This is a genomic window from Halobacillus naozhouensis (assembly GCF_029714185.1).
Taxonomy (GTDB): Bacteria; Bacillota; Bacilli; order Bacillales; family Halobacillaceae; genus Halobacillus_A; species Halobacillus_A naozhouensis.
On record NZ_CP121671.1, the window covers coordinates 866,313 to 888,929 of the forward strand.

Below are 22,617 nucleotides of genomic sequence, written 5' to 3' on the forward strand. Positions count from 1 at the left end.
AAGTAAGGGGGGAAAGTCTGAAGTGCAAATAGCTCAACCATTAAATCTTAAAGGAGATGAATGATGTTGAAAAAGTTATTTTCCATGTTTGCTATTTTTGGATTAATTCTTGTGTTAGCTGCCTGCGGTGGTGGTTCAAGTGCTTCTTCAGGTGACGGAGGGTCATCTGAGGGATCAGGCGCAGAAGGGTATCCTAACAAACCTATCGACATAATTGTCGCTTACGCAGCTGGGGGTGGAACCGATACGGGAGCACGTATCTTGAAGCCTTACTTGGAAGAGGAGCTGGGTGTAACCGTGAATATCGTGAATAAGCCTGGCGGCGGCGGATGGGTCGGATGGACTGAACTAGCTAATGCAGAACCTGATGGTTATACAATCGGGTATATTAACTCCCCAAACTTAATGACAGGCTATTTAAATCCGGCTTTTAATCGTGATGAAAGTCTTGAAAGCTTTATTCCGATTGCGAATCATGTTACGGATGCTGGTGCGATAGCTATCCGACCTGATGATGATCGCTTCTCTAATATCGAAGAACTAATCGAATATGCGAAAACACATGAGTTAACCGTAACCTCTACTGGGGTTGGCAGTGATGATCATTATGCCTCATTGAAAATGAATGACAAACTTGGAACAAAATTTAAACCGGTTCATAATAAAGGGTCTGCGGACAGCCGGGCACAAGTCCTTGGCGGCCATATCGATGTATTGTTCGCGAATGTGGGTGAAGTATTTAACTACCATAAGGATGGGAAGCTTAAGGTGGTAGCGACTATGGGAGAGGAACGCTCGCCGTTTCTAGAAAAGGTTCCTACGTTAGCTGAAAAGGGACACGAAGTTTACTCCTGGTCATCACGTGGGCTGGCTGCACCAAAAGGGGTCGATCCTGCAAAAATTGAAATTCTCCAAAAAGCATTAGAAAAAAGTATTAAAAATGAAAAGCAAATTGAGCAAATGTCCGAAATGGGACTGGAGGTTAATTACTTGGAGGGAGAAAGTTACATGGAGTCGTTAAAACAAGATGAGCAGGACGTTAAAGATCTACGCGATCTTCTAGGTTGGTAGTAAATATGGTCGGACTTTAGTCCGGCCTCTCTTAAAAAGGAGGAGGTTAACTTGACCAATAAGATCCATCAGGATGTGTTTGTTGGTGGTGCGATTGTGGCCATTTGCGTGGTTTTTTATATAAATTCTTTGGACCTCGCGGATCAGGCGGCATCATACCCACGCGGTGTCCTGGCAATCTTTGCTCTATTTGCTGTGATCATTATCATTAATGGGTTGAAAAAGACAAAACAAGAGAGGTCAGGGCAGGAAGTGGAATATGACGATGAAGAAGAAGATTTAAGCATGAAACTGCTTGAATCACCTCTCGTTGTACTGGGAATCGTTATCGTCTACGGAGTTCTTGTTTCATTAATTGGCTTTTTCCCTGCGACGGTATTATTTATGTCAGGGTTTTTGTTGTACAGGGGTGTAAAAGACTGGAAATCATACTTATACACGGTTGTCGGGATCAATCTTTTCATTTATTTGCTTTTTGTCATGCAATTAAATGTCCAGCTTCCACGAGGCATCTTTTTTGACTAGGGGGGAAAAGAATGAATACGGATCTACTGATTCAAGTATTTCAAAATCTACTTTCAGTCCAGGCTATCATTGCTTTGTTTATCGGGGTAGTTGGCGGCATTATTGTCGGTTCGCTTCCGGGGCTTAGTGCGACAATGGCGGTAGCTTTACTGGTCCCGGTTACATTCGGAATGGACCCCGCTGCGGGGTTGATGATGCTGGCCGCTATTTACACCTCAGCGGTTTATGGTGGCTCCATTTCAGCTATCCTCATTCATACACCTGGTACGCCAGCCGCCGCAGCTACTAGTCTTGATGGATATATGATGACCAAAAAGGGGCAAGGCGGAAAAGCAATTGGGGTCTCTACCATTTCTTCTATGATCGGCGGTACGATTAGCGGGGTTGCCCTGCTGTTTCTGGCTCCACCATTAGCCAAAGTCTCCTTAGCATTTAGTGCACCTGAATATTTTCTGCTGGGTGTTTTTGGATTAACGATTATTGGAAGCCTGGCAGGTAAATCGATGGCAAAAGGGCTTGCCTCCGGGGCGCTTGGTTTACTTATTGGTACAATCGGGGTTGATATTTTAACAGGATTTCCCCGATTCACCTTCGGGTCTATGTCACTAGAATCAGGGATTTCACTAGTTCCGGCCTTAATTGGGTTGTTTTCCCTATCACAAGTATTGATGTTAGCGGAAAACAAAGGGAAAGAGAAAAAAGAATCGGTAATCGGCAAAATTGGAAAAGTTCTTCCGTCCATTAAAGAGTTTAAGAGCATTTTTGTTACCATCCTTCGTTCTTCTGGACTAGGTGTATTCGTTGGTCTGCTACCAGGAGCTGGGGGAGATGTAGGTTCCTGGGTTGGATACAATGAGGCAAAGCGTTTTTCAAAGGATAAAAAGAAGTTTGGTACTGGTGCTATAGAAGGAGTCGCCGCACCTGAAGCTGCCAATAATGCGGTTACGGGTGGGGCATTAATTCCATTATTAACTTTGGGTATTCCCGGCAGCTCGACAACCGCAGTAATGCTAGGTGGCCTTATGATCCACGGTCTTGTCCCAGGGAATGGGATGTTTACTACAAACGCTAATATTACTTACTCCGTGATTTTTGGTTTTTTGCTAGCCAATATCTTGATGGGGATCGTTGGTTTGCTAGGTGCAAAATTTTTCATAAAAGCTTCAGGCATATCTGAAAAGCTGTTAATGCCAATTATTATCAGCCTTTGTGTGGTAGGGTCATTTTCCATTAATAATAATTTGTTTGATGTTTGGGTGATGATCGCATTCGGGTTGGTTGGATATTTGATGAGGAAAACTGGTTTTCACCCGGCTCCTGTTATTTTAGGGATGATTTTAGGTCCAATTGCTGAGAATGGGTTTAGACAGTCAATCTTAATGGCAGAAGGGAATCTACTTACTTATTATCTTACTCGACCGATATGCTTAGTTTTACTAGGTTTAATCATCATTTCTCTATTGTCACCTTTATTTCTTAAATGGAGACAAAAAAGGCAGGAGAATAATAACTTTTCAGTGGAAGAACAAGAAAGTGTCTAATTCATAAATAGAAATGAGGTGGACCTAACCATGCAAAATAAAAAAATTATCTATTTTGATAAAGTGTTTGATCAATTCAAACAGATTTTACATGAAAACAAGCCAGAGGGATTTGACTTGCAGTTTTGGACTGAAATGGGGGAAGAAAGGAAAAGCAGTCTTGAACAAGCGGAATACTTGCTGGTTGCCACAGAAAAACTAGATGAGGATATCCTATCACGGGCGAAACAGGCAAGGTTCATTCAGAAGACGGGGATAGGGGTGGATAATATTAATCTAGAGGCAGCGGAGAAATACCAATTACCTGTTGCTAACACCCCTGGGGCAAACGCGGCAGGGGTTGCGGAACTGACAATTCTCATGATTCTATCCCTCTATCGAAAGCTGCCGCTCCTCAATCAAGAGACCAAGTCTGGTAAATGGTTAATGTGGAAATTGAGGCCTTCATCGTTTGAAATGGAAGGTAAGACCCATGGATTTATCGGGTTTGGCAATATAGGCAGAGAAACAGCCCGCCGCTCAAGAGCACTCGGAACCAATGTCGTCTATTATGATAAATTTCAGGCTCCAGCGGAAACGGAAAGAGAATTAGACGCCGCTTATCTCCCGTTAGAAGAAGTGTTGAAGACATCTGATATTATCAGCCTTCATATCCCTTTTGTCCCTGAAACAAAAAGGTTAATCGGAGCGAGGGAGCTACAATTGATGAAATCAAATACTGTGCTGATTAATGTCTCAAGAGGAGGAATAGTTGACGAAAAGGCGTTAGCAGAGGCACTGAATAATGAAGTCATTGCAGGGGCTGGTATTGATGTTTGGGAAACGGAACCACCGGAGCTAGCTCACCCGCTGCTGAAATTGGAAAATGTGATTGCAACACCCCACATTGGAGCAGGAACTAGAGATACGTTAAACAGGGTTCTGCGAATGGCATTTGAGAATATAAAACGAGTGGATGAAGGAAATGCACCTAATTTCGTGGTTAATGGTGTGGGAAAACCAAAGGTAGAAAATGAGGTTAGGTGAAAAGGAACCGGAGAAAGGGGAGTAATAAATGGATTTGAACTTGGGTGGGAAAGTAGCCTTGGTTATTGCATCAAGCCAGGGATTAGGAAAAGCGATTGCTGCTCAACTGGTTAGTGAAGGCGCTGATGTTATGCTTACCAGTCGTAATGAAGAGAAATTAAAAAGCGTAAGTGAAGAATTAAAGCAACTTGGTAAAGGAAGTGTTTCGTATTTTCAAGCGGATATTACAAATGTGGAAGACATTCAATCACTCGTAGAAAACACCAGGGAAACATTCGGAAAAATTGATATTTTGATTAATAATGCAGGAGGCCCTCCTGGAGGAACATTTGATAAATTTGATGACGATGATTGGCAAAAAGCATTTGAATTAAATCTATTAAGCTATATACGTATTATTCGAGAAGTACTTCCGGATCTGAAAAAAGAAGGTGGACGAATCATTAACACAGCCTCATCATCAATTAAACAACCAATACCGGGTTTAATTCTATCCAATACATTCCGTTTAGGTATTGTGGGTTTAGCAAAAAGCTTAGCTGAAGAGCTCGCCCCTTATAATATTCTAGTAAATACTGTTGCGCCTGGCCGAATTGCTACAGACCGTGTAGCAGCTCTGGACCAAATGAAAGCTAATAACCAGGGGGTTTCTCAAGAACAAATAGAGGAAGCCTCTAAAAGAAACATACCCTTAGGACGATATGGGAGACCTGAAGAGTTCGCGAAGGTCGTAACTTTCCTGGTGTCAGAAGCTAGCACGTATGTAACGGGGAGCTCACTGCTTGTTGATGGTGGTATGGTGAAATCTATCTGAATAATGGTAAGCAGCAATACAAGGTATGTATTCTTTCGGGATACATGCCTTTAGTGTTCTAACTAAAAACAAAGAGGGGCGAGTAATATGAATAAAACAGTTAATGAGAAGAACCGCCACCTAGGTGAGATTCTTGAGGAAATGAACCGGGTTATTATCGCCTTTTCCGGAGGAGTTGACAGCACCTTAGTACTAAAAAGAGCACAGCAGGAATTGGGATCTTCTAATGTCTTAGCTGTTGTGGTAGCATCCGAACTTTTTCGCAATGAAGAATTTGAGGGTGCCGTTAGCCTTGCAGAGGGTATGGGCGTACGTGTCTATCAAACAGAAATAAAAGAACTAGAAGATGAAGGAATAGTAGCTAACACCCCTGATAGCTGGTACTACAGTAAAAAATTACTCTATTCCCATTTAAATCGGCTGGCTGAAAAGCGGGGGTTCGCAGTGTACTGCAGGAAGCCGGCTTCTATAAACAGGAAGTTCGCAGCCTAGCAAAAGAACTTGATCTTCCAGTTTGGGATAAACCTGCCTCATGCAGCCTGGCATCCAGAATCCCATATGGAACAAAACTGAATAAGCATAAAATTGAACAGGTAGACCAAGCAGAGAAGTTTATAACTAAACTAGGATTCAATACGGTTCGTATACGTCACCATGGGGAGGTCGCCCGGATCGAAGTAACTCCAGAGGAAAGTGCCGAGTTATTAGTTTATCGTGATAAAATAAATTCCTATCTTACTTCACTAGGTTATGTATCCCTAGATCTCCAGGGTTACCGTACAGGGAGTATGAATGAAATATTGGGTTATAAAACAACTGGTGCAGAAATACGGACTTTATCTTAATACAAAAACCGGGAGGAAGATATGTTGAAAAAGCTATACTGTCTCATTGGTCTCAGTATATTGTTGGTGTTATCTTCTTGTAGTATTACTACTGGCCAGAATGGAGAAAGTACTTTTCCCAATAAGCCTATTGATTTAATTGTTTCCTATGCTGCAGGGGGAGGTACAGATACAGGTGCCAGAATCCTGCAACCCTATCTGGAAGAGGAACTAGGGGTAACAGTAAACGTAGTCAATAAACCAGGCGGTGCTGGCTGGGTGGGCTGGACTGAATTAGCAAATGCTAAACCAGATGGATATACCATAGGCTATATCAATTCACCCAATATCATCACCGGTTACCTTGATCCGAAATTTAATCGAGATGAAAGCCTTGAAAGTTTCCAACTTATTGCAAACCATGTTCTAGACCCGGGGGTAATAGCAATACGACCTGACGATGACCGCTTCAGCAATATAAATGAGGTAGTAAAATATGCACAAGATCATAAACTAACTGCTACGACATCAGGAGTTGGGAGTAATGATCACATGGCGATATTAAAACTTAACAAATTTTATAACACAAAAATTACCCCTGTTCATACTAAAGGGGCAGCTAAGGGAGCAGCGCAGGTTTTAGGTGAACATATTGATTTATTTATAGCTAAGGTTGGTGAAGTTGCCAATCGACACAATAATGGGGAATTAAAAGCTGTGGCTGTTATGACCGAGGAAAGATCCCCATTTCTTGAAGAAGTACCGACGATGGAAGAGACAGGATATCCTGAAGTATCATCTAGGTCAGCACGGGGTATTGCAGCCCCTGCTGGTTTATCCAAAGAAAAACTTGAGATTTTAAATTCAGCACTTAAAAAGGCGATTGAACATAAAGAACAAGTGGAAAAAATGGAAGCTCAGGGGTTACAAATAAAGTACTTAGGACCAGAGGGCTTTCAAAAAATGCTTGAAGAAGATGAAAACTCAGTTAAAGGTCTAAGCGATTTACTAGGATATTAACAAAATGGTAAGAAGGTGAAGTTTAATAGAACATGATATTTTATTAAATCATTGGAGGTAATTGGAAAATGATATTTTTCCGGTTACCTCCATTTTTTCCATTTATGAACAATACATTCATAATGATTAGCAGAGATTTTAGGGATAGTAAGCATCTTAAAAGAATGCTCGCAGCCTTTAATTCAGTGAGCCTCACTAGCCGTATAACAATCATCAATATCATCGATCCGCAGCAGCACCTGATCTCGTCCGTGATAAATATGCTCATGCATCGCAACACGCGCCCGCTCCGTATCCTGTTCCTCGATCGCTTTCAAAATAACTTTATGCACATCAAGCGAGTGTCTTAGTTGATGCTCATCAAACCAGTAGAAAGAGCGGAAAATTAACGGGACTACGACTACTTTTGATATATGGGAATGAATATGCTGATTTTGCGAAGCCTTTATCACAGCGTCGTGGAACCCGTGGTTAATCTCTAAGATGTATTCAATGGTGGTTTCACCAGTTTTGAGGTAGCTATTGATCGCTTGCTCATACCTCTGATTGGCTGTCTTCATTTCCTCTATGTCGTCATCGGTGCGATGGATAGCCGCCTGGGCTGCAGCATACCCTTCTAACAATGTCCGTAAATCGTAAATTTGCTGAATATCCTGCTTGGTAAAGTGACGAACACGGACGCCCCGTTTCATAGACACCGTAAGTCCTTCTGATTCCAGTTGTTTAAGAGCCTCACGGATAGGCGTTCGGCTTATCTGTAATTTTTTTGCTAAAAATTCTTCGGTGAGTCGCATTTTCGGTGGGAATTCTCGATGCAAGATGGCTTGTTTAATATATTCATATGCATTCATGTCGTAACACCTCAACCTTATTGTATACAAAGGGAAGGCATGATTCAATGTGAAACGCTTTAATGTATACAAACATCTCATTTTTAAGGGATTATTTGCTATTTTATAGCATTTTTAGAATGTATGTTGATTTATTGTATACATAGTGCTACTATTAACGCAAGATTCAGAAATTTATGTATGCACCGAGCAAGTTGCTAAGGCAAATTAGACATCCCCTTTTAGCTCAGGATGAGAGTACAAATTTTTTTAGCGCAACAAAGAAAGCGCTGTCAAAATGGATTGAATTCATTCTCCAAGATTAAGGAAATCCAGAATGATGGAAGAGCGTTGTTCTACTTTACAAACTAGCACAAGAGGTGAGGTCCATGGGTCAAAGCTTAGAAGGAGTAAAAGTCTTAGAGTTAGGAAGTTTAATTGCTGGTCCGTTTGCCGGAAGGTTAATGGCTGAATTCGGGGCAGATGTAATAAAAGTCGAACCGCCGAAGAAAGGCGATCCGCTCCGCGACTGGCGTCATATTTACGAAGGAACATCGCTCTGGTGGCGGCTTCAATCCCGAAATAAAAAGTCAATTACCGTTGATTTAAAAAATGAGGAAGGTCAAGAGATTATTAAATCATTGATCAAGGAGTGTGATGTTCTCATTGAAAATTTCCGACCGGGGACTTTGGAGAAATGGAACCTTGGTTATGAGGAACTATCTGCGATTAACCCGGGTCTCGTGATGGTGAGGGTCTCGGGCTACGGACAAACGGGTCCTTACCGCGATAAGGCTGGGTTTGGCAGCATCGGAGAATCGATGGGCGGACTTCGTCACATTACGGGTAATCCTGAACTCCCGCCAACGAGGGTTGGTGTCAGCCTTGGTGATTCGCTTGCCGCTATGTATTCAGTGATTGGAGCAATGATGGCGATTTATCATCGCGACGTGAAAGGAACTGGAAAAGGTCAGGTGATTGATGTCGCTCTTTATGAGGCCGTATTTAGTTTAATGGAAGGATCGCTTCCTGAGTTTGATAAGCTTGGAGCCGTGCGTGAGCGGACAGGTTCGGCGCTGCCGGGGATTGCCCCTTCTAATACGTACCAATGCCTTGATGGGAAATACGTGGTGATTGGGGGAAATGGTGATGCGATTTTCAAACGCTTGATGAACGCGATTGGGCATCCGGGATTGGCTGAGGACGAACGGTTCCAGACAAATAGTGGACGGGCTGAGCATGCGGATTATCTCGATGAAACCATTGAGGCCTGGACGAAAACGGTGGATTTTGAAACAGCTTTACAAATGCTCGATGAAGCCCGCGTGCCTGCTGGGCCAATTTACAGTATTGACGACATCGTTAAGGATCCGCATTACTTGAGCAGGGAAATGATCCAGAATTTTAAATTGAATGAGCAAGAATCGCTGAAAATTCCTGGAGTTGTACCGAAGATGAGTGAAACACCAGGGGAAACGAAGTGGCTCGGTCCAGAACTCGGCCAGCATACCGATGAAGTGATGCGCAGCTGGTTGACGTATGATGATGCGAAGATTCAGCAGTTGAAAGAGAAAGGAATCATCTAGCCACATGCTTGAAGAGGGAGGAAATGGTTGTGCAGCGCATTTATATTCAAGAAGTCGCGACGAGAGACGGATTTCAAATTGAAGATCAGTTCGTACCGACAGACCAGAAGGTTGAGTTGATTAACAAGCTGGGTACAGCCGGGGTCGATAAAATTGAAGTGACTTCATTCGTGTCCCCAAAGGCGGTGCCTAACTTAAGAGATGCCGAGGAAGTCATGAAAGGTATTGACCGTAAGCCAGGTGTCACGTATACAACCTTAATTCCAAATGCAAAAGGAGCCGAACGTGCAGCAGCCTGTGAGGCAGACGAAGTCAATCTGGTCGCATCCGTCAGTGAAACACATAACAAGAAAAATGTTCGTCGGACGGTGGATCAATCGTTCGCTGATTTTAACACGATCGCAGACGTTCTATCCGGCACAGGAATCCAGATAAATGGAACACTGGCGACTACATTTGGATGTCCGTTTGAGGGGGGTATCGATGAAAACCGAGTGATGACCTTGATTGATCAATATCTTGACCTTGGAGCGGGCGGAATCACGCTCGCTGACACAACTGGGATGGCAACACCGAAGCAAGTTCATCAATTATGTGAGCATGTGCTCAATCGCTGGCCAGACTTACCAGTTACCCTACACTTTCATAACACAAGAGGAATGGGACTTGCCAATGTGATGGAAGGAATCCGTGTTGGTGTTACGCGCTATGATGCTTCGCTTGGCGGCTTAGGCGGCTGTCCATTTGCGCCAGGAGCAACTGGCAATATTTGTACTGAGGATCTCGTTCACATGCTGCGCTTTATGGATTATGAGATGAACGCAGATCTCGACCAGTTAATCGCAGCATCCAGGGATCTTGAGACTATTTTACAAAGGGAAGTGCCAGGGCAAATTATTAAAGCAGGCAAAATCAGCGATCTGCATTCTGTATCCTACTCATAGAAAAGCAATCTTCTTCCAGGAGAGGAGCTTTCGTCTTATTTTTTTATCAGTACATGTCTGAATATTGTGAACTAAGGGAGGATGGAAGTATGAGTAAACCGAAGAAAGAACCGATCAAGAACGGTAAGCTATGGATTATTTTTGGAATCCTGTTCGTCTTGATCAATCCATGGTATTTCCCGGAAGGTTCCTATCAGCCGCTGGTCTGGGGGATTCCGTACTGGGCGCTTATCATCATTGGTGCCTCGCTCTTATTGTCGGTGTTTATCTCCTATGTTATCAAATACCAATGGCAGTTGGAAGAAGAAGAGGAAGAAAAGAAGGAGGCGAAGTAATCCATGGAATTGGCATTTGCTGGCTGGTCAGGAATCTTAATTCTATTAATGTATGGTGTCATTATGCTTGGAGTCGGGATCGTCACCTATTGGAAGAATAGGAATGTCCACGAAAGTCTTGATGAGTATTATCTTGGCGGGCGCGGGCTCGGGGTCATGGTGTTGTTCTTTACGTTCTTCGCTACTCAATACAGTGGAAACACAGTTATCGGATACCCTCCGACGGCTTACCGGATGGGCTATGAGTATCTTGTATCTGTTCCTTATTTCATTCTGATTATCATGGTGTATTTAATGTTCGCACCAAGGATGTATTTGATGGGGAAAAAGTACAAACTGCTTACCCCTGTTGATTGGATTGAGAAGCGATTTAAGTCGAAACCGGTCTCGATACTGGCTGCCATTCTTATGTTGTATGCGTTAGGCAATTATCTATTAGAGCAGTTTGTAGCGATCGGTCAGGGTGTGGCTGGTTTAACTGGGGGGACAATTCCTTATCAAGTTGGGGTTGTATTCTTCATTGTTATCATGTTAATTTACGGCTGGCTTGGCGGTATGCGCTCCGTTGCCTACACGGATACCATGCAGGGGATCGCATTATTGTTCGGTGTGTTCATGCTTCTCATTGGTTCCATCATCTACTTTGGCGGATTGCCGAATGCTGCTGATTATATGCAAGCTTATTCTCCTGAGAAGTTAGGCGTTCCGGATGGGCCTGGCGCCGTCAACTGGTTTAGTTTATTAGTCCTTGTCGGCATTGGTGCGGCTGTTTATCCGCATGCGATTCAGAGAATTTTCTCGGCTAAAAGTGAAAAAACGTTAAAGAAGTCCTTTACACAGATGGCGTGGATGCCTTTCCTGACTGCAGGAGTTGTATTTATCGTAGGGATTATTGGTATCGCTGCGTTTCCGGATTTATCAACCGCCGAATCAGAGAAGCTTGTCGGAATGTTAGCGAGTGCGATTGCCAATCAACATGTCATTTTCTACTGGGCGATGGTTCTGTTGTTTGGCGGGGTAATCGCTGCGATTGTCTCAACAGCTGACTCCGTATTGCTGACGTTCTCATCCATTGTTTCCAATGATTTATATGGACGATATGTAAACCCTAAAGCTTCCGAGAATAAGAAAATTTTAGTAGGAAAACTTGTCGGGGTAGCAGCTGTGGTGCTGCTAGTGATTATTGCCTGGTTTCCTCCAGCAACTTTATATCAAATTTTCGTATTAAAGTTCGAACTGTTAATTCAAGTGGCTCCGGCCATCATTCTCGGATTGTACTGGAACCGCCTTCATCCGAAAGCTGTATTTACAGGAATGCTTGTAGGTACGGTGCTTGCTTCATTCATGACGTTTGCCAACATCACCCCGTTAGGCATATTTAGCGGCTTATGGGGATTGCTAATCAATCTGTTGATTTGTGTGATTGGCAGTATGTTTATGAGTGTGTCTGTTGCAGAGAAGGAAGAAGCTGATCAAGTTGTAGGGATGTAAGCTACAAGTGAACTATATAGACCAGTCAATCAGTAAATTGGCTGGTCTGTCTATGAGCTGTGGTAAAATGTGAGGAACTAGATTATCCGTTTAGAAAAGAGATGTCATGACATGAGAACAGTTGCAGTAAATCCTACACCGGTAAATTTGGCAAGTCCGTGGAAAATGTTGCTATGGCTGCTGATGGCTCAAATTATGGTCGCTTTTATTGGACGAAGCCTTGGACCGCTTGGTGTGTTAATTGAAGAAGATTTATCGTTGACAAAAACTCAAGTAGGCCTGTTGCCATCGGCGCTCTTCCTGGGCCAGGCGCTGGCTTCTATCCCTGCTGGTTTCGCTACGGATCGAGTCGGCTCAAGACCCTTGTTGCTCGTGTTATCCCTATGTCTTGGCACAAGCTTCCTGTTTATGACGTTTCAATCTGCATTTTGGCTTGTGCTTCTTTTAGTGATGATTGGCGGGCTGGGGTATGGCGGTATGCATCCCACCACTAATCGAGGTATAATTTATTGGTTTTCGCAAAAACAGCGAGGAACCGCAATGGGGATTAAACAAATGGGGATCACGTTTGGTTCAGCTCTCTCGGCAATTTTATTGTTGCCGCTAGCTGCTTCCTATGGCTGGAGACCTGTTGTGCTAATCGCCTGCCTAGGGTTAGTTAGTACAGGGGTGATAGCCTTTTTACTCTATCGTGATCCTCCCCAAGAAGCCGAAAAAAAAGAGAAGCCGACGTTTCGATCGGTTTATTCATCAATTCTAAGTATGGTTAAAAATAAAGCTTTATTACTCGTCAGCTTTAGTGCCATGGGGGTTAATGGCTCACAGATGTGCTTAAATACCTATCTTGTGTTGTTCGCCTATGAACAGCTAGGTCTGAGCCTCGTACTAGCAGGGACGCTGCTCGTCATTTCAGAGGTCGGCGGCTCGCTTGGCAGAGTAGGGTGGGGTGTGATCAGTGATCGTCTATTTGATGGAAAACGGCTGATCATCCTCGTGTTTATTGCTTGTATCACCCTGGCTGCGAGTGTCGTTGTAGCGTTTATTCCGGCTGGTACACCATTTTGGCTGCTCATACCTATTTTTCTCGTATTTGGCTTCTCGGTTTCGGGGTTTAATGGAATTTGGATGAATCTAGCCTCAGAACTCGTTCCTAAAGAGCAGGCGGGATTATCAAGCGGGTTCAGCATTACCCTCGGTTCAATAGGGGTGATCCTTATCCCGCCATTGTTCGGTTTTTTAGTTGACCAGAATCAGGGTTACACACTCGGCTGGCTGCTGATTTCCGGGATCATGGTAGTCGTGCTATTGATTCTAGCAAGTCTATACTTTGTGAAAAAGAGAGAAAGTGCCTTCTAATCACAGCGAGTTCATTTTACAAAAGGAGATAAGATGATATGAGGTTTGACCCTTCAGAACATGAGACGAAAAACATCTATAAATTATTATCAGGATCTGTGGTTCCGCGGCCCATCGCTTGGGTTTCAACCCTGTCTGACAGCGGGGTTCATAATCTGGCGCCATTTAGTTTCTTTACCGTTGCTTCAAGACAACCACCGATGCTCTGCATCTCAATTGGACCGGGGGTCGGAGCCAGAAAAGGAACAGTGAAAGACACTCTTGAGAACATTCGCACAAGTAAGGAATTCGTGATTAATATCTCCTCCACTCCACTAGGGAATGAGATGCAGAAAACATCTGAGAACCTGGCAAGCGAAGTAGATGAGTTTGAGGAAGCGGGGCTTACACCAATTTCGAGTGAAAAAATCAGACCGATGAGGGTCGAGGAAGCCCCGATTCACATGGAATGTAAGCTGCACCAGATCGTTGAGCTCGGCAGTGATCACTTACTGATTGGCGAAATGGTGCTCTATCATATTCAGGAAGATTATTATATGGAAGAGTATAAGGTGAATTTTGAAAAGTTGCGACCGTTAGGAAGGCTGGCAGCGAGTTTTAGCGAAAGCAGAGATTTTTTCTCGCTGCCAAAAGAAGATTTGAAATGAAGCGTTCTAGCATCCGCGTTTAAAGCTGATTTAAAAGCTTAAGCGCGGATGCTTTTTTATGCAGTCATCAATAAATGTATATTAACTATCATTTTTAAAAATAAATTGACAGTTTATAGTCATGGTGTTATAGTTCAATTACTGAAAGCGCTTTTCCATTTAGCTAATTGGACTATGCAATGACAATAGTAAGGAGATTCGTTATGAGCATTTTGGAAAAACTTAACAAGGGATTAATCGTGTCTTGTCAGGCATTAGAGGATGAACCGCTCCACAGTGCCTATATTATGAGCAAGATGGCATTGGCGGCTAAACAGGGGGGTGCTGCAGGCATTCGTGCCAATACGATTGTCGATATTCAAGCAATTAAAAAGGAAGTGGATCTTCCAATGATCGGCATTATCAAAAAAGACTTCCCTGAAAGTAAGGTGTTTATCACACCGACGATTCATGAGGTGGAGGCCCTTTATGAGGAAGGAGTGGACATCATTGCGCTTGACGCAACGAAGCAGCAACGGCCTGATGGAAAGAGTTTTCCGGAATTTTTTTCGGAAGTAAAGGTGAAATATCCGGATCAGTTATTTATGGCGGATATTTCTACACTCGAAGAAGGTATGGAAGCAGAAAAAACCGGGGTCGATATTGTTGCTCCAACTCTGGCCGGGTACACATCCTACTCGCAAGGAACCGTACCGTTGGAGTTAGTCAGGCAGCTGGTGGCGAGGCTATCTGTCCCTGTCATTGCGGAAGGTAATTTTGACACACCAGAAAAAGCGAAACAGGCACTCGAGTTAGGAGCACATGCAGTAGTTGTTGGAAGCGCGATTACCCGTCCGCAAGTGATTACGGAAAAATTCGCCGAAGCTGTCAAAGAAAAATCTTATAAATAGAAAGGTGATCGAGATGAAAGGGTTATATTCAGCACTTATGTGTTCCTTTGATGAACAAGGGCAGGTGAACGAACAAGGATTGAGGGAGATTGTTAGACACAATATTGATGTATCCAAGATTGATGGATTGTATGTCAACGGCAGTACGGGAGAAAATTTTCTCATTTCCACGGATCAGAAGAAGCAGATTTTTGACATTGTGAAGGATGAAGTGGGCAGTGACGTGAAGCTGATTGCGCAGATCGGTGCATTAAATATTGATGAAGCTGTGGAGCTGGGTCAGTTTGCTACAGAGCTCGGTTATGATGCGATCTCTGCTGTGACACCGTTCTATTACAAGTTTGATTTTGAAGAGGTAACGGATTACTATACAACTATTTTAGAGAACGTGGATAATGATTTAATCATCTATTCCATTCCTGCCTTAACAGGAGTGAATATGAATTTAGAGCAATTTGGTGAGCTGTTCGAACATGAAAAAGTCATTGGGGTGAAGTTCACAGCACCAGATTTCTTCTTACTTGAGAGGATCAGACATACTTTTCCTGACAAACTGATTTATTCAGGTTTCGATGAAATGCTGCTATCCGCGAGTGTGTTGAATGTTGATGGGGCGATTGGAAGTACGTTCAATGTGAATGGACAGCGTGCCAAGCAGATTTTTGAATTAGCACAAAGCGGGCAGATTGATGAGGCGCGAGAGGTGCAAAAAGTGACTAATGACTTAATTGGAGAAATTCTAGACAATGGGCTTTATCAGACTATTAAAGAGATATTGAAGCACAAAGATGTTGGTGCTGGAACTTGCAGGAAACCTATGAAATCGCTTACGGAAGATGGTGTGATCAGGGCTAAGCAGATGGCCGAGAAGTATTTGTAATTAATCAATAGGGGGATTGGTTGATATGACGGGAACTTTTGCAGTAATTGATTATATTATTTTATTTGCATACTTGTTATTCATCCTGTATGTCGGGATAGCGGTTGGGAAGAAAGGAATGAAAGGGAAGGAGTTCTTTAAAGGAGATGGAACGATCCCATGGTGGGTCACATCTGTCAGTCTTTTCGCCACATTGCTTAGTCCCATTTCCTTTTTATCACTTGCCGGAAACTCTTATGCTGATTCCTGGCAGTTATGGGTAGCTCAACTAGGGTTGTTTATTGCAGTGCCGATTGCTATTTTCATATTCTTGCCTGTCTATCGTAGTTTAAATCTCGATACGGCTTATGAATATCTGGAGAGAAGATTTGATAAGAATCTCCGCATGCTCGGAAGTATTCTGTTTATTGTGTATCAAGTTGGCAGAATGTCGATCATCATGTATCTCCCAGCTATCGCTCTATCTGCTGTAACCGGTATCAATTCCGTAGCTATTATTATTTTCATGGGGGTTATCGCCACCATCTATTCATCATTCGGTGGAATCAAATCGGTACTTTGGACGGACTTCATTCAAGGTGTTGTCTTAATTGGCGGTGGTGTGTTTGCTCTAATCATGCTGATTGTCTCTATTGATGGAGGGGTATCAGAAATCTTCCAAACCGGGATTGAGGATAATAAATTCTTCAGTAATGAGGTAATTTTTGACCCGAATATTCTTAATGACAGCTTATTCATAATTATTCTAGGTGCCGGGCTATCAACCGCCTTTTCTTATATTTCCAGTCAAGACATGGTTCAGCGCTATTTGACAACGAATGATTTGAAACAAATGAACAAGATGACGATTGGAAATGGGGTTCTCTCCATTGGAACAGCTACTTTGTTTTTCTTCATTGGTACAGCTATATATGTGTTTTATACGCAAAATCGGGGAGATAGTATTCCAAGCGGAAACTCGGATTTGATTTTTGCTAACTTTATCGTCAGCGAATTGCCAGCAGGAATTTCCGGGTTGTTGATCGCTGGTTTATTTGCAGCAGGTCAATCTACGCTTTCCACGGGATTGAACAGTGTTGCGACGAGTTGGACATTGGATATCCAGAAGGTCTTGAAGCCAGGTATGAGTGATGAGAAAAGTACTCGAATTGCTAGAAATGTATCGACGTTCGTTGGGATTCTGTCGATTGCCTTTGCCATTGCTCTCGTTTACTCAGACATTAGTTCGGCTTATGAATGGTTCAATGGATTAATGGGATTAGTGCTAGGTATTATTGGAGGAACTTTCACATTAGGTGTTATAACGAAAAAAGCCAATGCAAAGGGTGCCCTATACGGTTTTATTGCTACTTCTCTTGTTGCAATCTATGTATCATATTTCACAGACACCACCTTATGGGCCTACTCTCTCATTAATTTGGTTTGTTCCCTCTTATTCGGTTATCTATTTAGCTTAGTCTTCAGTGGAAAAAGTAAGGCAGAGGATGCCGATTTGGAACTTACCTTTTATGATCAGAAAAAAGAACTGAACGACAAAAAAATCGTGTAGCAGGTGGGTTGTGAACGTGAACATCAATAGAAAAATCACAACAGACGTATTGGTTGTCGGGAGCGGTTTATCCGGGATTAAAGTCAGCCAGGAACTTGCCGCTGCCAGCCATGACGTTCTAATGGTTACGAAAACAAAATTGGCTTCGGGCTCAAGTTTTTATCCGTTAAAAGCCTCCCTCGGGACTCAGGTGACCAAAGATGAAGAGGATAGGAAGCACTTCCTGGAGGATATTGAAGATTTGAGCCGTGGCATGCACAGACAGGATTTGGCTGAAGTGTATGTGAACGACATTCCTGATCGAGTACAGGAATATGAGGAGATCGGTGTTCATGCTAAGAAGTTAGAAGGCGAGAGGAAAGCTTGTTTCGCTAACCATTCCAGAGATATTTACTTGCTAAGTGACTGGGATCGAATTCGGAACAATGTCCGTGCGATTTTTAACCAATATAACAACCTGCAGTTAATGGAGAAAACAGTGGCGGTTTCCTTCATGAAAAAAGAAAACCGGGTTGTTGGCGCCTTGCTTCTAGATGAAGACAGCCAATTCGTTTTTGTTGAATGCAAAGCGGTCGTGTTAGCTTCGGGTGGGTTTGGCAGCATCTTTAAGCATAACCTTAACCCCGCAGATGTGGACGGATCTGGACACATTTTAGCACTTGAAGCGGGGGCCAGTCTGGTTAATATGGAATTCATTCAATTCATCCCTGGTATTACAACTCCCCGTTATAAAACATTGTTTGGTGAACACACGCTGATGTATTGTCAGGATATTGTGGATGACAACGGAGCCAGCTTACTTGATCCTTATTTACCAGAGGGAGTTTCAAAGCGGGAATGCTTGGAGATTCGCAGTACACACGGTCCGTTTACCCATTCGCTTAAATCAAAGTATTTTGATACCGCAATGATGAAAAACCTCATTACCTCGAAGGATGAACGAGGTTTCACTTTGTTATATGACGAAGAAATTTATAAAAATACTGAGGAATTTTACACAGTATATTTGGAGTGGCTGAAAGAGAAAAATGTCCATCTTACAGAAGATGAAGTGAAGATTGCCCCCTTTGCCCACGCGAGCAATGGCGGTGTGTTTATCGACACCTTTGGACGAACAGGCGTTGACGGGTTGTATGCTATTGGAGAACTCTCGTCTAACATTGAAGGGGCAAACAGACTCGGCGGAAACTCGACAGGGGCCTGCCTCGTGTTCGGTAAACGAGCGGCGGAGGATTGTGACAAGTATTTACGAACTTTAGCCCCTTATGAAATAAGTGAGGCAGAGGCTGATCAGTTCTTGCAAACACTTCTATCTGAGGCAGGGTCTGGTCATAAAATAGATCTTAATGTCAATCAGATGATTGATCAAATTAAGGAGATCATGTGGTATAGTGGAAATGTCGTCCGGTCAGAACAGCAGTTAATGACTGCACTGAAGGAAATCAAAGGATTTGAAGTAACCTTTCCTTTTGCAAAGTTAATCAAACATCAACACTCCCGGAAGCTGGCTGTTAAGGCAAGGAACTTTATTAAACTGGCTCAGATTTTGCTGCAGGCTATGCTTGAAAGGAAAGAAAGCCGAGGGGCTCATTATCGGGAGGACTATCCTAACGAGAATCCGGAATATAACAAACGATTATTTGTATCACAACAGAACGATCAACTGGTAACATTTAAGTTCTTTAATAAGTAGAGTTTTGAAGAGAAAAACCTTGTATAGGGGTTTTTCTCTTTTTATGAGAGAAAGGAGAGAACAATTATGCTGCTTGGTGTAATCGATATTGGAGGAACTTCGATTAAGTATGGAGCGGTAAATAAAATGGGAAAGCTGTTGTACAATGGGGCTGTTCCCACAGAGGCTCATTTAGGTGGACTTGAGGTTGTAAGGAAAGTGAATCAACTGTGTGAAAAATTAATGGATGCTTATGAAATTGAGGGAATTTCTATTAGCTCAGCGGGGCAAATTGACAGTGTAAGCGGAACAGTAGTCTTTGCGACCGATAATATCCCTGGCTATACAGGGGTGCCAGTTGAGGATATGGTAAGTAACCATACAGGATTGTCTGTAAAAGTGGAGAACGATGTAAATTGCACCGCGCTGGGTGAATACTGGCAGGGCGCAGCTTTCGGTGTAAATAATTTTCTATGTGTTACGATTGGGACAGGCATTGGTGGTGCTTTGTTTTTACATGGTAAACTATACACAGGCACACATTTCTCCGCAGGGGAACTCGGGCATATCCATCTTTATCCCGATGGAAAGCCATGTACATGTGGTAATTATGGATGTTTTGAAAGGTATGCCTCAAGTTCAGCTTTGGATGAGATGGTGACATCAGAATTTGGCAGCGAGGTCGATCTAAAGTTATTTTTTTCTTTAGTAAGGCAAGGGGATGCGGTATCCTTAAAGATTTTTGATCGCTGGATTGGAGATTTGACAACAGGATTACGCTCTCTTGTTCATATTTTTAATCCAGAGCTAATTGTCATTGGCGGAGGCATTACAGCCCAGGGAGAGTTCCTCCGAAGCGCCATTGAAGACTCGCTTTTACCACAAACGATGCCGAATCATCGCCACTCTTTACAGGTGAAACTTGCTGAGCATGATAATCAAGCGAATTTATTGGGGGCAGCTAAGCATTATTTGATGACTCAATAAGGAGGAAAGGAGCAAGAGGCTAAGGTGGAGAATACACAACGAAACGGAATTAAACCTTCTATATTAATGGAGCAAAATAAACAGATTTTCACGAAATCTGAAAATAAGATCTACAACTACATTCAATCCAACAAGCAGCGGGTGATTTACCATTCATTAACGGAATTATCTGAAGCCAGCGGGGTAGCTGAAGCAACCGTGTTACGATTTTTTCGAAAGTTAGGGTTTAAAGGCTTTCAAGATTTCAAGTTCTTATTTGCTCAGGAGATATCGTTAGAATCTGACCCTAATCATGATGAAACCTTTATCGAAAAGATTAGGAATAATATTGTTGGCGCTGTTGAAGACTCCTATGAGATCGTAGACAAGAGGGATTTGAACGAGGTGATTGAAGCTATTGATGCATCAGATGATGTTGTTGTATTTGGAATCGGTTCTTCAGGTATCGCCGGATTGGATATGCAGAACCGACTGATGCGCATTGGCAAACAAGTCAGTGTTGTAACAGACCCTCATTTTCAGGTCATGCGTGCGTCTTCAATGAATGAACGTACAGTAGTAATTGCTATCAGTTTGACGGGAAGTACCAAAGATATTATAGACACTGTAAAAATTGCTAAAGAGAAAAAGGCAACAGTTATTGCTTTAAGTAATTACACGAAATCACCATTAACTAAGTTTGCCGACCATGTGTTGCTTTCATCAGCCAAAGAAAGCCCGCTCGATAGCGGGTCATTGGTGTCTAAGATTACGCAACTGTTTTTGATCGATTTGATTTGTACAGGGCTGACGATGAAGAATTATGATGGGGCAGAGAAGGTTAAAATGGAGATCACGGAAAACATAGCGAGCAAGTTGTATTAATGTGCTTTATAAATATTGAAATATAAAAAGGACTCTTCCAAATGATTGAACCGAGGAAGAGTCCTTTTCTTATATATCTTGTCGATAGATAAAGTATTGTACATATATTCATTTTCTTCAGCAGGTCAAGGCTCTATAATAACAGGCCGATAGTTAATAGGGATGATCCAGTCGTTGTATGACTAAGATTCTGATCCCCTGTAGGCAAACAATCACACTTTTTCAATAGCAAAATAATACAGGATGAATTAGGAGAGGATTAAGATTATGGTTGAATGGGAAATGTAACATAATATTTCCTATCACTACCGCAAGTAGGGAATGATTTGTACTTTATATGGAGGGTTACATTCATTGACAATTGCAATAGGAACACTAATTATATTAATTATTATAAATGGTTTTTTTGCAGCATCAGAGATTGCTTTGATCTCATTAAATGATAAAAAAGTTAAGATGATGGCAGATAGTGGTGATAAAAAGGCGAAGAAACTTTACCACCTTATATCCGAACCAAGCCGCTTCTTGTCTACGATTCAAGTTGGCATTACACTGGCCGGATTCTTAGCCAGTGCATTTGCTGCTAATTTCTTTGCGGGGCCCTTAGCTGAAGCGCTGTATAATTTAGGGGTGCCGTTGTCTCAGGCGGTGCTTGGAACGATTTCCGTGGTGATTATTACAGTTGTGCTCTCTTATTTCACCCTGGTTTTTGGGGAGCTCGTACCGAAACAACTCGCCTTACAGAAAGGAGAGTTAATTTCAAACATTGCGGCAACACCTCTGACTTGGCTGTTTAAGGTTTCTTTGCCGATAGTGAAATTGCTTACTTTTTCCACAGACAACACGGTACGATTATTTGGGGTCGATCCTAATGCCGATAATGAAGAGGCGACCGAGGAAGATATCAGGATGCTGGTCGACGAGGGAGCGGAAAAGGGTTATATCCAAAAAGATGAGTCGTTTATGATCAAAAATATCTTTGAGTTTAATGATAAGACGGTTTCTGACATTATGACACACCGTACCGATTTGTCCGTGCTTTCGATGAATTCAACCTTACAAGAAACAGTACAATTAGTGAAAGAAGAAAAGTACACCCGCTTCCCCGTGTTTGAAGAAAGCATCGATCAAATTGTTGGTATTTTGCATACGAAGGATCTGATTCAATTCCTCGAGCGCCGAGAGTATGACTCATTTGATTTAAAGGAGACGATTCGAAAACCTCACTATGTGTTGGAAAACCAGCGCGTAGATGTCGTCCTCCGAGATATGCAAAAGAACAATATGCATATTGCTATTGTTCTCGATGAATTTGGAGGAACGGAAGGGATGATCACCTTCGAAGATGTTATTGAGGAAATCGTTGGTGAAATTTTCAGCGAAAATGTTGGCCCCGAGATTAGTGATGAGGAAATCACAAAGATTGACTCGGGAAAATATTCGGTGGCTGGGGTTGCACGGCTCTATCAACTCAATGAAGTGCTGGAAACTGATTTGCCAACTGACAAGTTTGAAACGATTAATGGATACCTTGTTGACCAAATAGGCTATGTTCCTACTGAAGATGAACATCCAGGGATTCAATATAAGCAGATCTCCTTTGAAGTGAAAGAAGTAGCGGACTACCGAATTGAAAAAGTTATTGCAACAGTTGAAGAAGGGGAGGAAGCGAGTGAACAACCCTCACAGGAAAGAAGTTGACCCTGCAGCTATTTTTGCCACAGAAGAAGTGGTCAGGTATAATTGCACCAGCCCCAGAAGGAGT

At 42.7% G+C, this 22,617-nt stretch carries 20 protein-coding genes and 1 pseudogene; 20 read left to right on the plus strand and 1 reads right to left on the minus strand.

Going from position 1 to position 22,617, the window contains the following annotated elements:
* The first annotated feature begins 63 nt into the window (after positions 1 to 63).
* The 7 genes and pseudogenes from P9989_RS04475 (at position 64) to P9989_RS04505 (ending at position 6,821) form a co-directional block, all read left to right on the plus strand.
* Positions 64 to 1,071, plus strand: coding sequence for a tripartite tricarboxylate transporter substrate binding protein (locus tag P9989_RS04475; protein ID WP_283077617.1), 1,008 nt, complete (start codon positions 64 to 66; stop codon positions 1,069 to 1,071).
* Between the two features lie 51 nt (positions 1,072 to 1,122).
* Complete coding sequence (locus tag P9989_RS04480) at positions 1,123 to 1,596, plus strand: tripartite tricarboxylate transporter TctB family protein (RefSeq protein ID WP_283077618.1); 474 nt, start codon at positions 1,123 to 1,125, stop codon at positions 1,594 to 1,596.
* Between the two features lie 11 nt (positions 1,597 to 1,607).
* On the plus strand, positions 1,608 to 3,137 hold the full coding sequence (locus tag P9989_RS04485) for a tripartite tricarboxylate transporter permease (protein WP_283077619.1): 1,530 nt from the start codon (positions 1,608 to 1,610) through the stop codon (positions 3,135 to 3,137).
* 30 nt (positions 3,138 to 3,167) lie between these two features.
* A complete protein-coding gene (locus P9989_RS04490; RefSeq protein ID WP_283077620.1) occupies positions 3,168 to 4,163 on the plus strand; it encodes a 2-hydroxyacid dehydrogenase in 996 nt (331 codons plus the stop codon).
* A 28-nt stretch (positions 4,164 to 4,191) separates the two neighbouring features.
* Positions 4,192 to 4,977, plus strand: coding sequence for an SDR family oxidoreductase (locus P9989_RS04495; RefSeq protein ID WP_283077621.1), 786 nt, complete (start codon positions 4,192 to 4,194; stop codon positions 4,975 to 4,977).
* Between the two features lie 87 nt (positions 4,978 to 5,064).
* Positions 5,065 to 5,822, plus strand: a pseudogene (gene larE / locus P9989_RS04500) (ATP-dependent sacrificial sulfur transferase LarE).
* 21 nt (positions 5,823 to 5,843) lie between these two features.
* Positions 5,844 to 6,821 carry a tripartite tricarboxylate transporter substrate binding protein gene (locus P9989_RS04505; protein ID WP_283077622.1) on the plus strand — a complete coding sequence of 326 codons (978 nt, stop codon included), beginning with the start codon at positions 5,844 to 5,846 and terminating at the stop codon, positions 6,819 to 6,821.
* A gap of 182 nt (positions 6,822 to 7,003) precedes the next feature.
* Here the strand turns inward: P9989_RS04505 and P9989_RS04510 are convergent, their stop codons facing one another.
* Positions 7,004 to 7,672: a GntR family transcriptional regulator gene (locus P9989_RS04510; RefSeq protein WP_283077623.1), complete on the minus strand. Its 669-nt coding sequence runs from the start codon at positions 7,670 to 7,672 to the stop codon at positions 7,004 to 7,006.
* 368 nt (positions 7,673 to 8,040) lie between these two features.
* On the opposite strand from P9989_RS04510, the gene P9989_RS04515 reads away from it, so the two are divergent.
* From P9989_RS04515 to P9989_RS04575, 13 genes are all read left to right on the plus strand, one after another.
* Positions 8,041 to 9,237 (plus strand): CaiB/BaiF CoA transferase family protein, encoded by a 1,197-nt coding sequence (locus P9989_RS04515; RefSeq protein WP_283077624.1) that lies wholly within the window; start codon positions 8,041 to 8,043, stop codon positions 9,235 to 9,237.
* 29 nt (positions 9,238 to 9,266) lie between these two features.
* Positions 9,267 to 10,181, plus strand: coding sequence for a hydroxymethylglutaryl-CoA lyase (locus P9989_RS04520; RefSeq protein WP_283077625.1), 915 nt, complete (start codon positions 9,267 to 9,269; stop codon positions 10,179 to 10,181).
* A gap of 89 nt (positions 10,182 to 10,270) precedes the next feature.
* Entirely contained in the window at positions 10,271 to 10,516 is a 246-nt protein-coding gene (locus P9989_RS04525) for a hypothetical protein (RefSeq protein ID WP_283077626.1), read from the plus strand.
* 3 nt (positions 10,517 to 10,519) lie between these two features.
* Positions 10,520 to 12,007, plus strand: coding sequence for a sodium:solute symporter family protein (locus P9989_RS04530; RefSeq protein WP_283077627.1), 1,488 nt, complete (start codon positions 10,520 to 10,522; stop codon positions 12,005 to 12,007).
* A gap of 111 nt (positions 12,008 to 12,118) precedes the next feature.
* On the plus strand, positions 12,119 to 13,363 hold the full coding sequence (locus P9989_RS04535) for an MFS transporter (RefSeq protein WP_283077628.1): 1,245 nt from the start codon (positions 12,119 to 12,121) through the stop codon (positions 13,361 to 13,363).
* Positions 13,364 to 13,401: 38 nt separating this feature from the next.
* A complete protein-coding gene (locus P9989_RS04540) occupies positions 13,402 to 14,010 on the plus strand; it encodes a flavin reductase family protein (RefSeq protein ID WP_283077629.1) in 609 nt (202 codons plus the stop codon).
* A 203-nt stretch (positions 14,011 to 14,213) separates the two neighbouring features.
* Positions 14,214 to 14,900 (plus strand): N-acetylmannosamine-6-phosphate 2-epimerase, encoded by a 687-nt coding sequence (locus P9989_RS04545; RefSeq protein ID WP_283077630.1) that lies wholly within the window; start codon positions 14,214 to 14,216, stop codon positions 14,898 to 14,900.
* A gap of 13 nt (positions 14,901 to 14,913) precedes the next feature.
* Positions 14,914 to 15,780 (plus strand): N-acetylneuraminate lyase, encoded by an 867-nt coding sequence (locus P9989_RS04550; protein ID WP_390306440.1) that lies wholly within the window; start codon positions 14,914 to 14,916, stop codon positions 15,778 to 15,780.
* Positions 15,781 to 15,805: 25 nt separating this feature from the next.
* The gene (locus P9989_RS04555; protein ID WP_283077631.1) at positions 15,806 to 17,329 is read left to right on the plus strand and encodes a sodium:solute symporter family protein; all 1,524 of its coding nucleotides are present in this window, start codon (positions 15,806 to 15,808) and stop codon (positions 17,327 to 17,329) included.
* Between the two features lie 16 nt (positions 17,330 to 17,345).
* On the plus strand, positions 17,346 to 19,022 hold the full coding sequence (locus P9989_RS04560) for an FAD-binding protein (RefSeq protein WP_283077632.1): 1,677 nt from the start codon (positions 17,346 to 17,348) through the stop codon (positions 19,020 to 19,022).
* A 66-nt stretch (positions 19,023 to 19,088) separates the two neighbouring features.
* Positions 19,089 to 19,988 carry an ROK family protein gene (locus tag P9989_RS04565; RefSeq protein ID WP_283077633.1) on the plus strand — a complete coding sequence of 300 codons (900 nt, stop codon included), beginning with the start codon at positions 19,089 to 19,091 and terminating at the stop codon, positions 19,986 to 19,988.
* Positions 19,989 to 20,012: 24 nt separating this feature from the next.
* Positions 20,013 to 20,852 carry a MurR/RpiR family transcriptional regulator gene (locus P9989_RS04570; RefSeq protein ID WP_346274889.1) on the plus strand — a complete coding sequence of 280 codons (840 nt, stop codon included), beginning with the start codon at positions 20,013 to 20,015 and terminating at the stop codon, positions 20,850 to 20,852.
* A 354-nt stretch (positions 20,853 to 21,206) separates the two neighbouring features.
* A complete protein-coding gene (locus tag P9989_RS04575; protein ID WP_283077634.1) occupies positions 21,207 to 22,553 on the plus strand; it encodes a hemolysin family protein in 1,347 nt (448 codons plus the stop codon).
* The last annotated feature ends 64 nt before the right edge of the window (positions 22,554 to 22,617 follow it).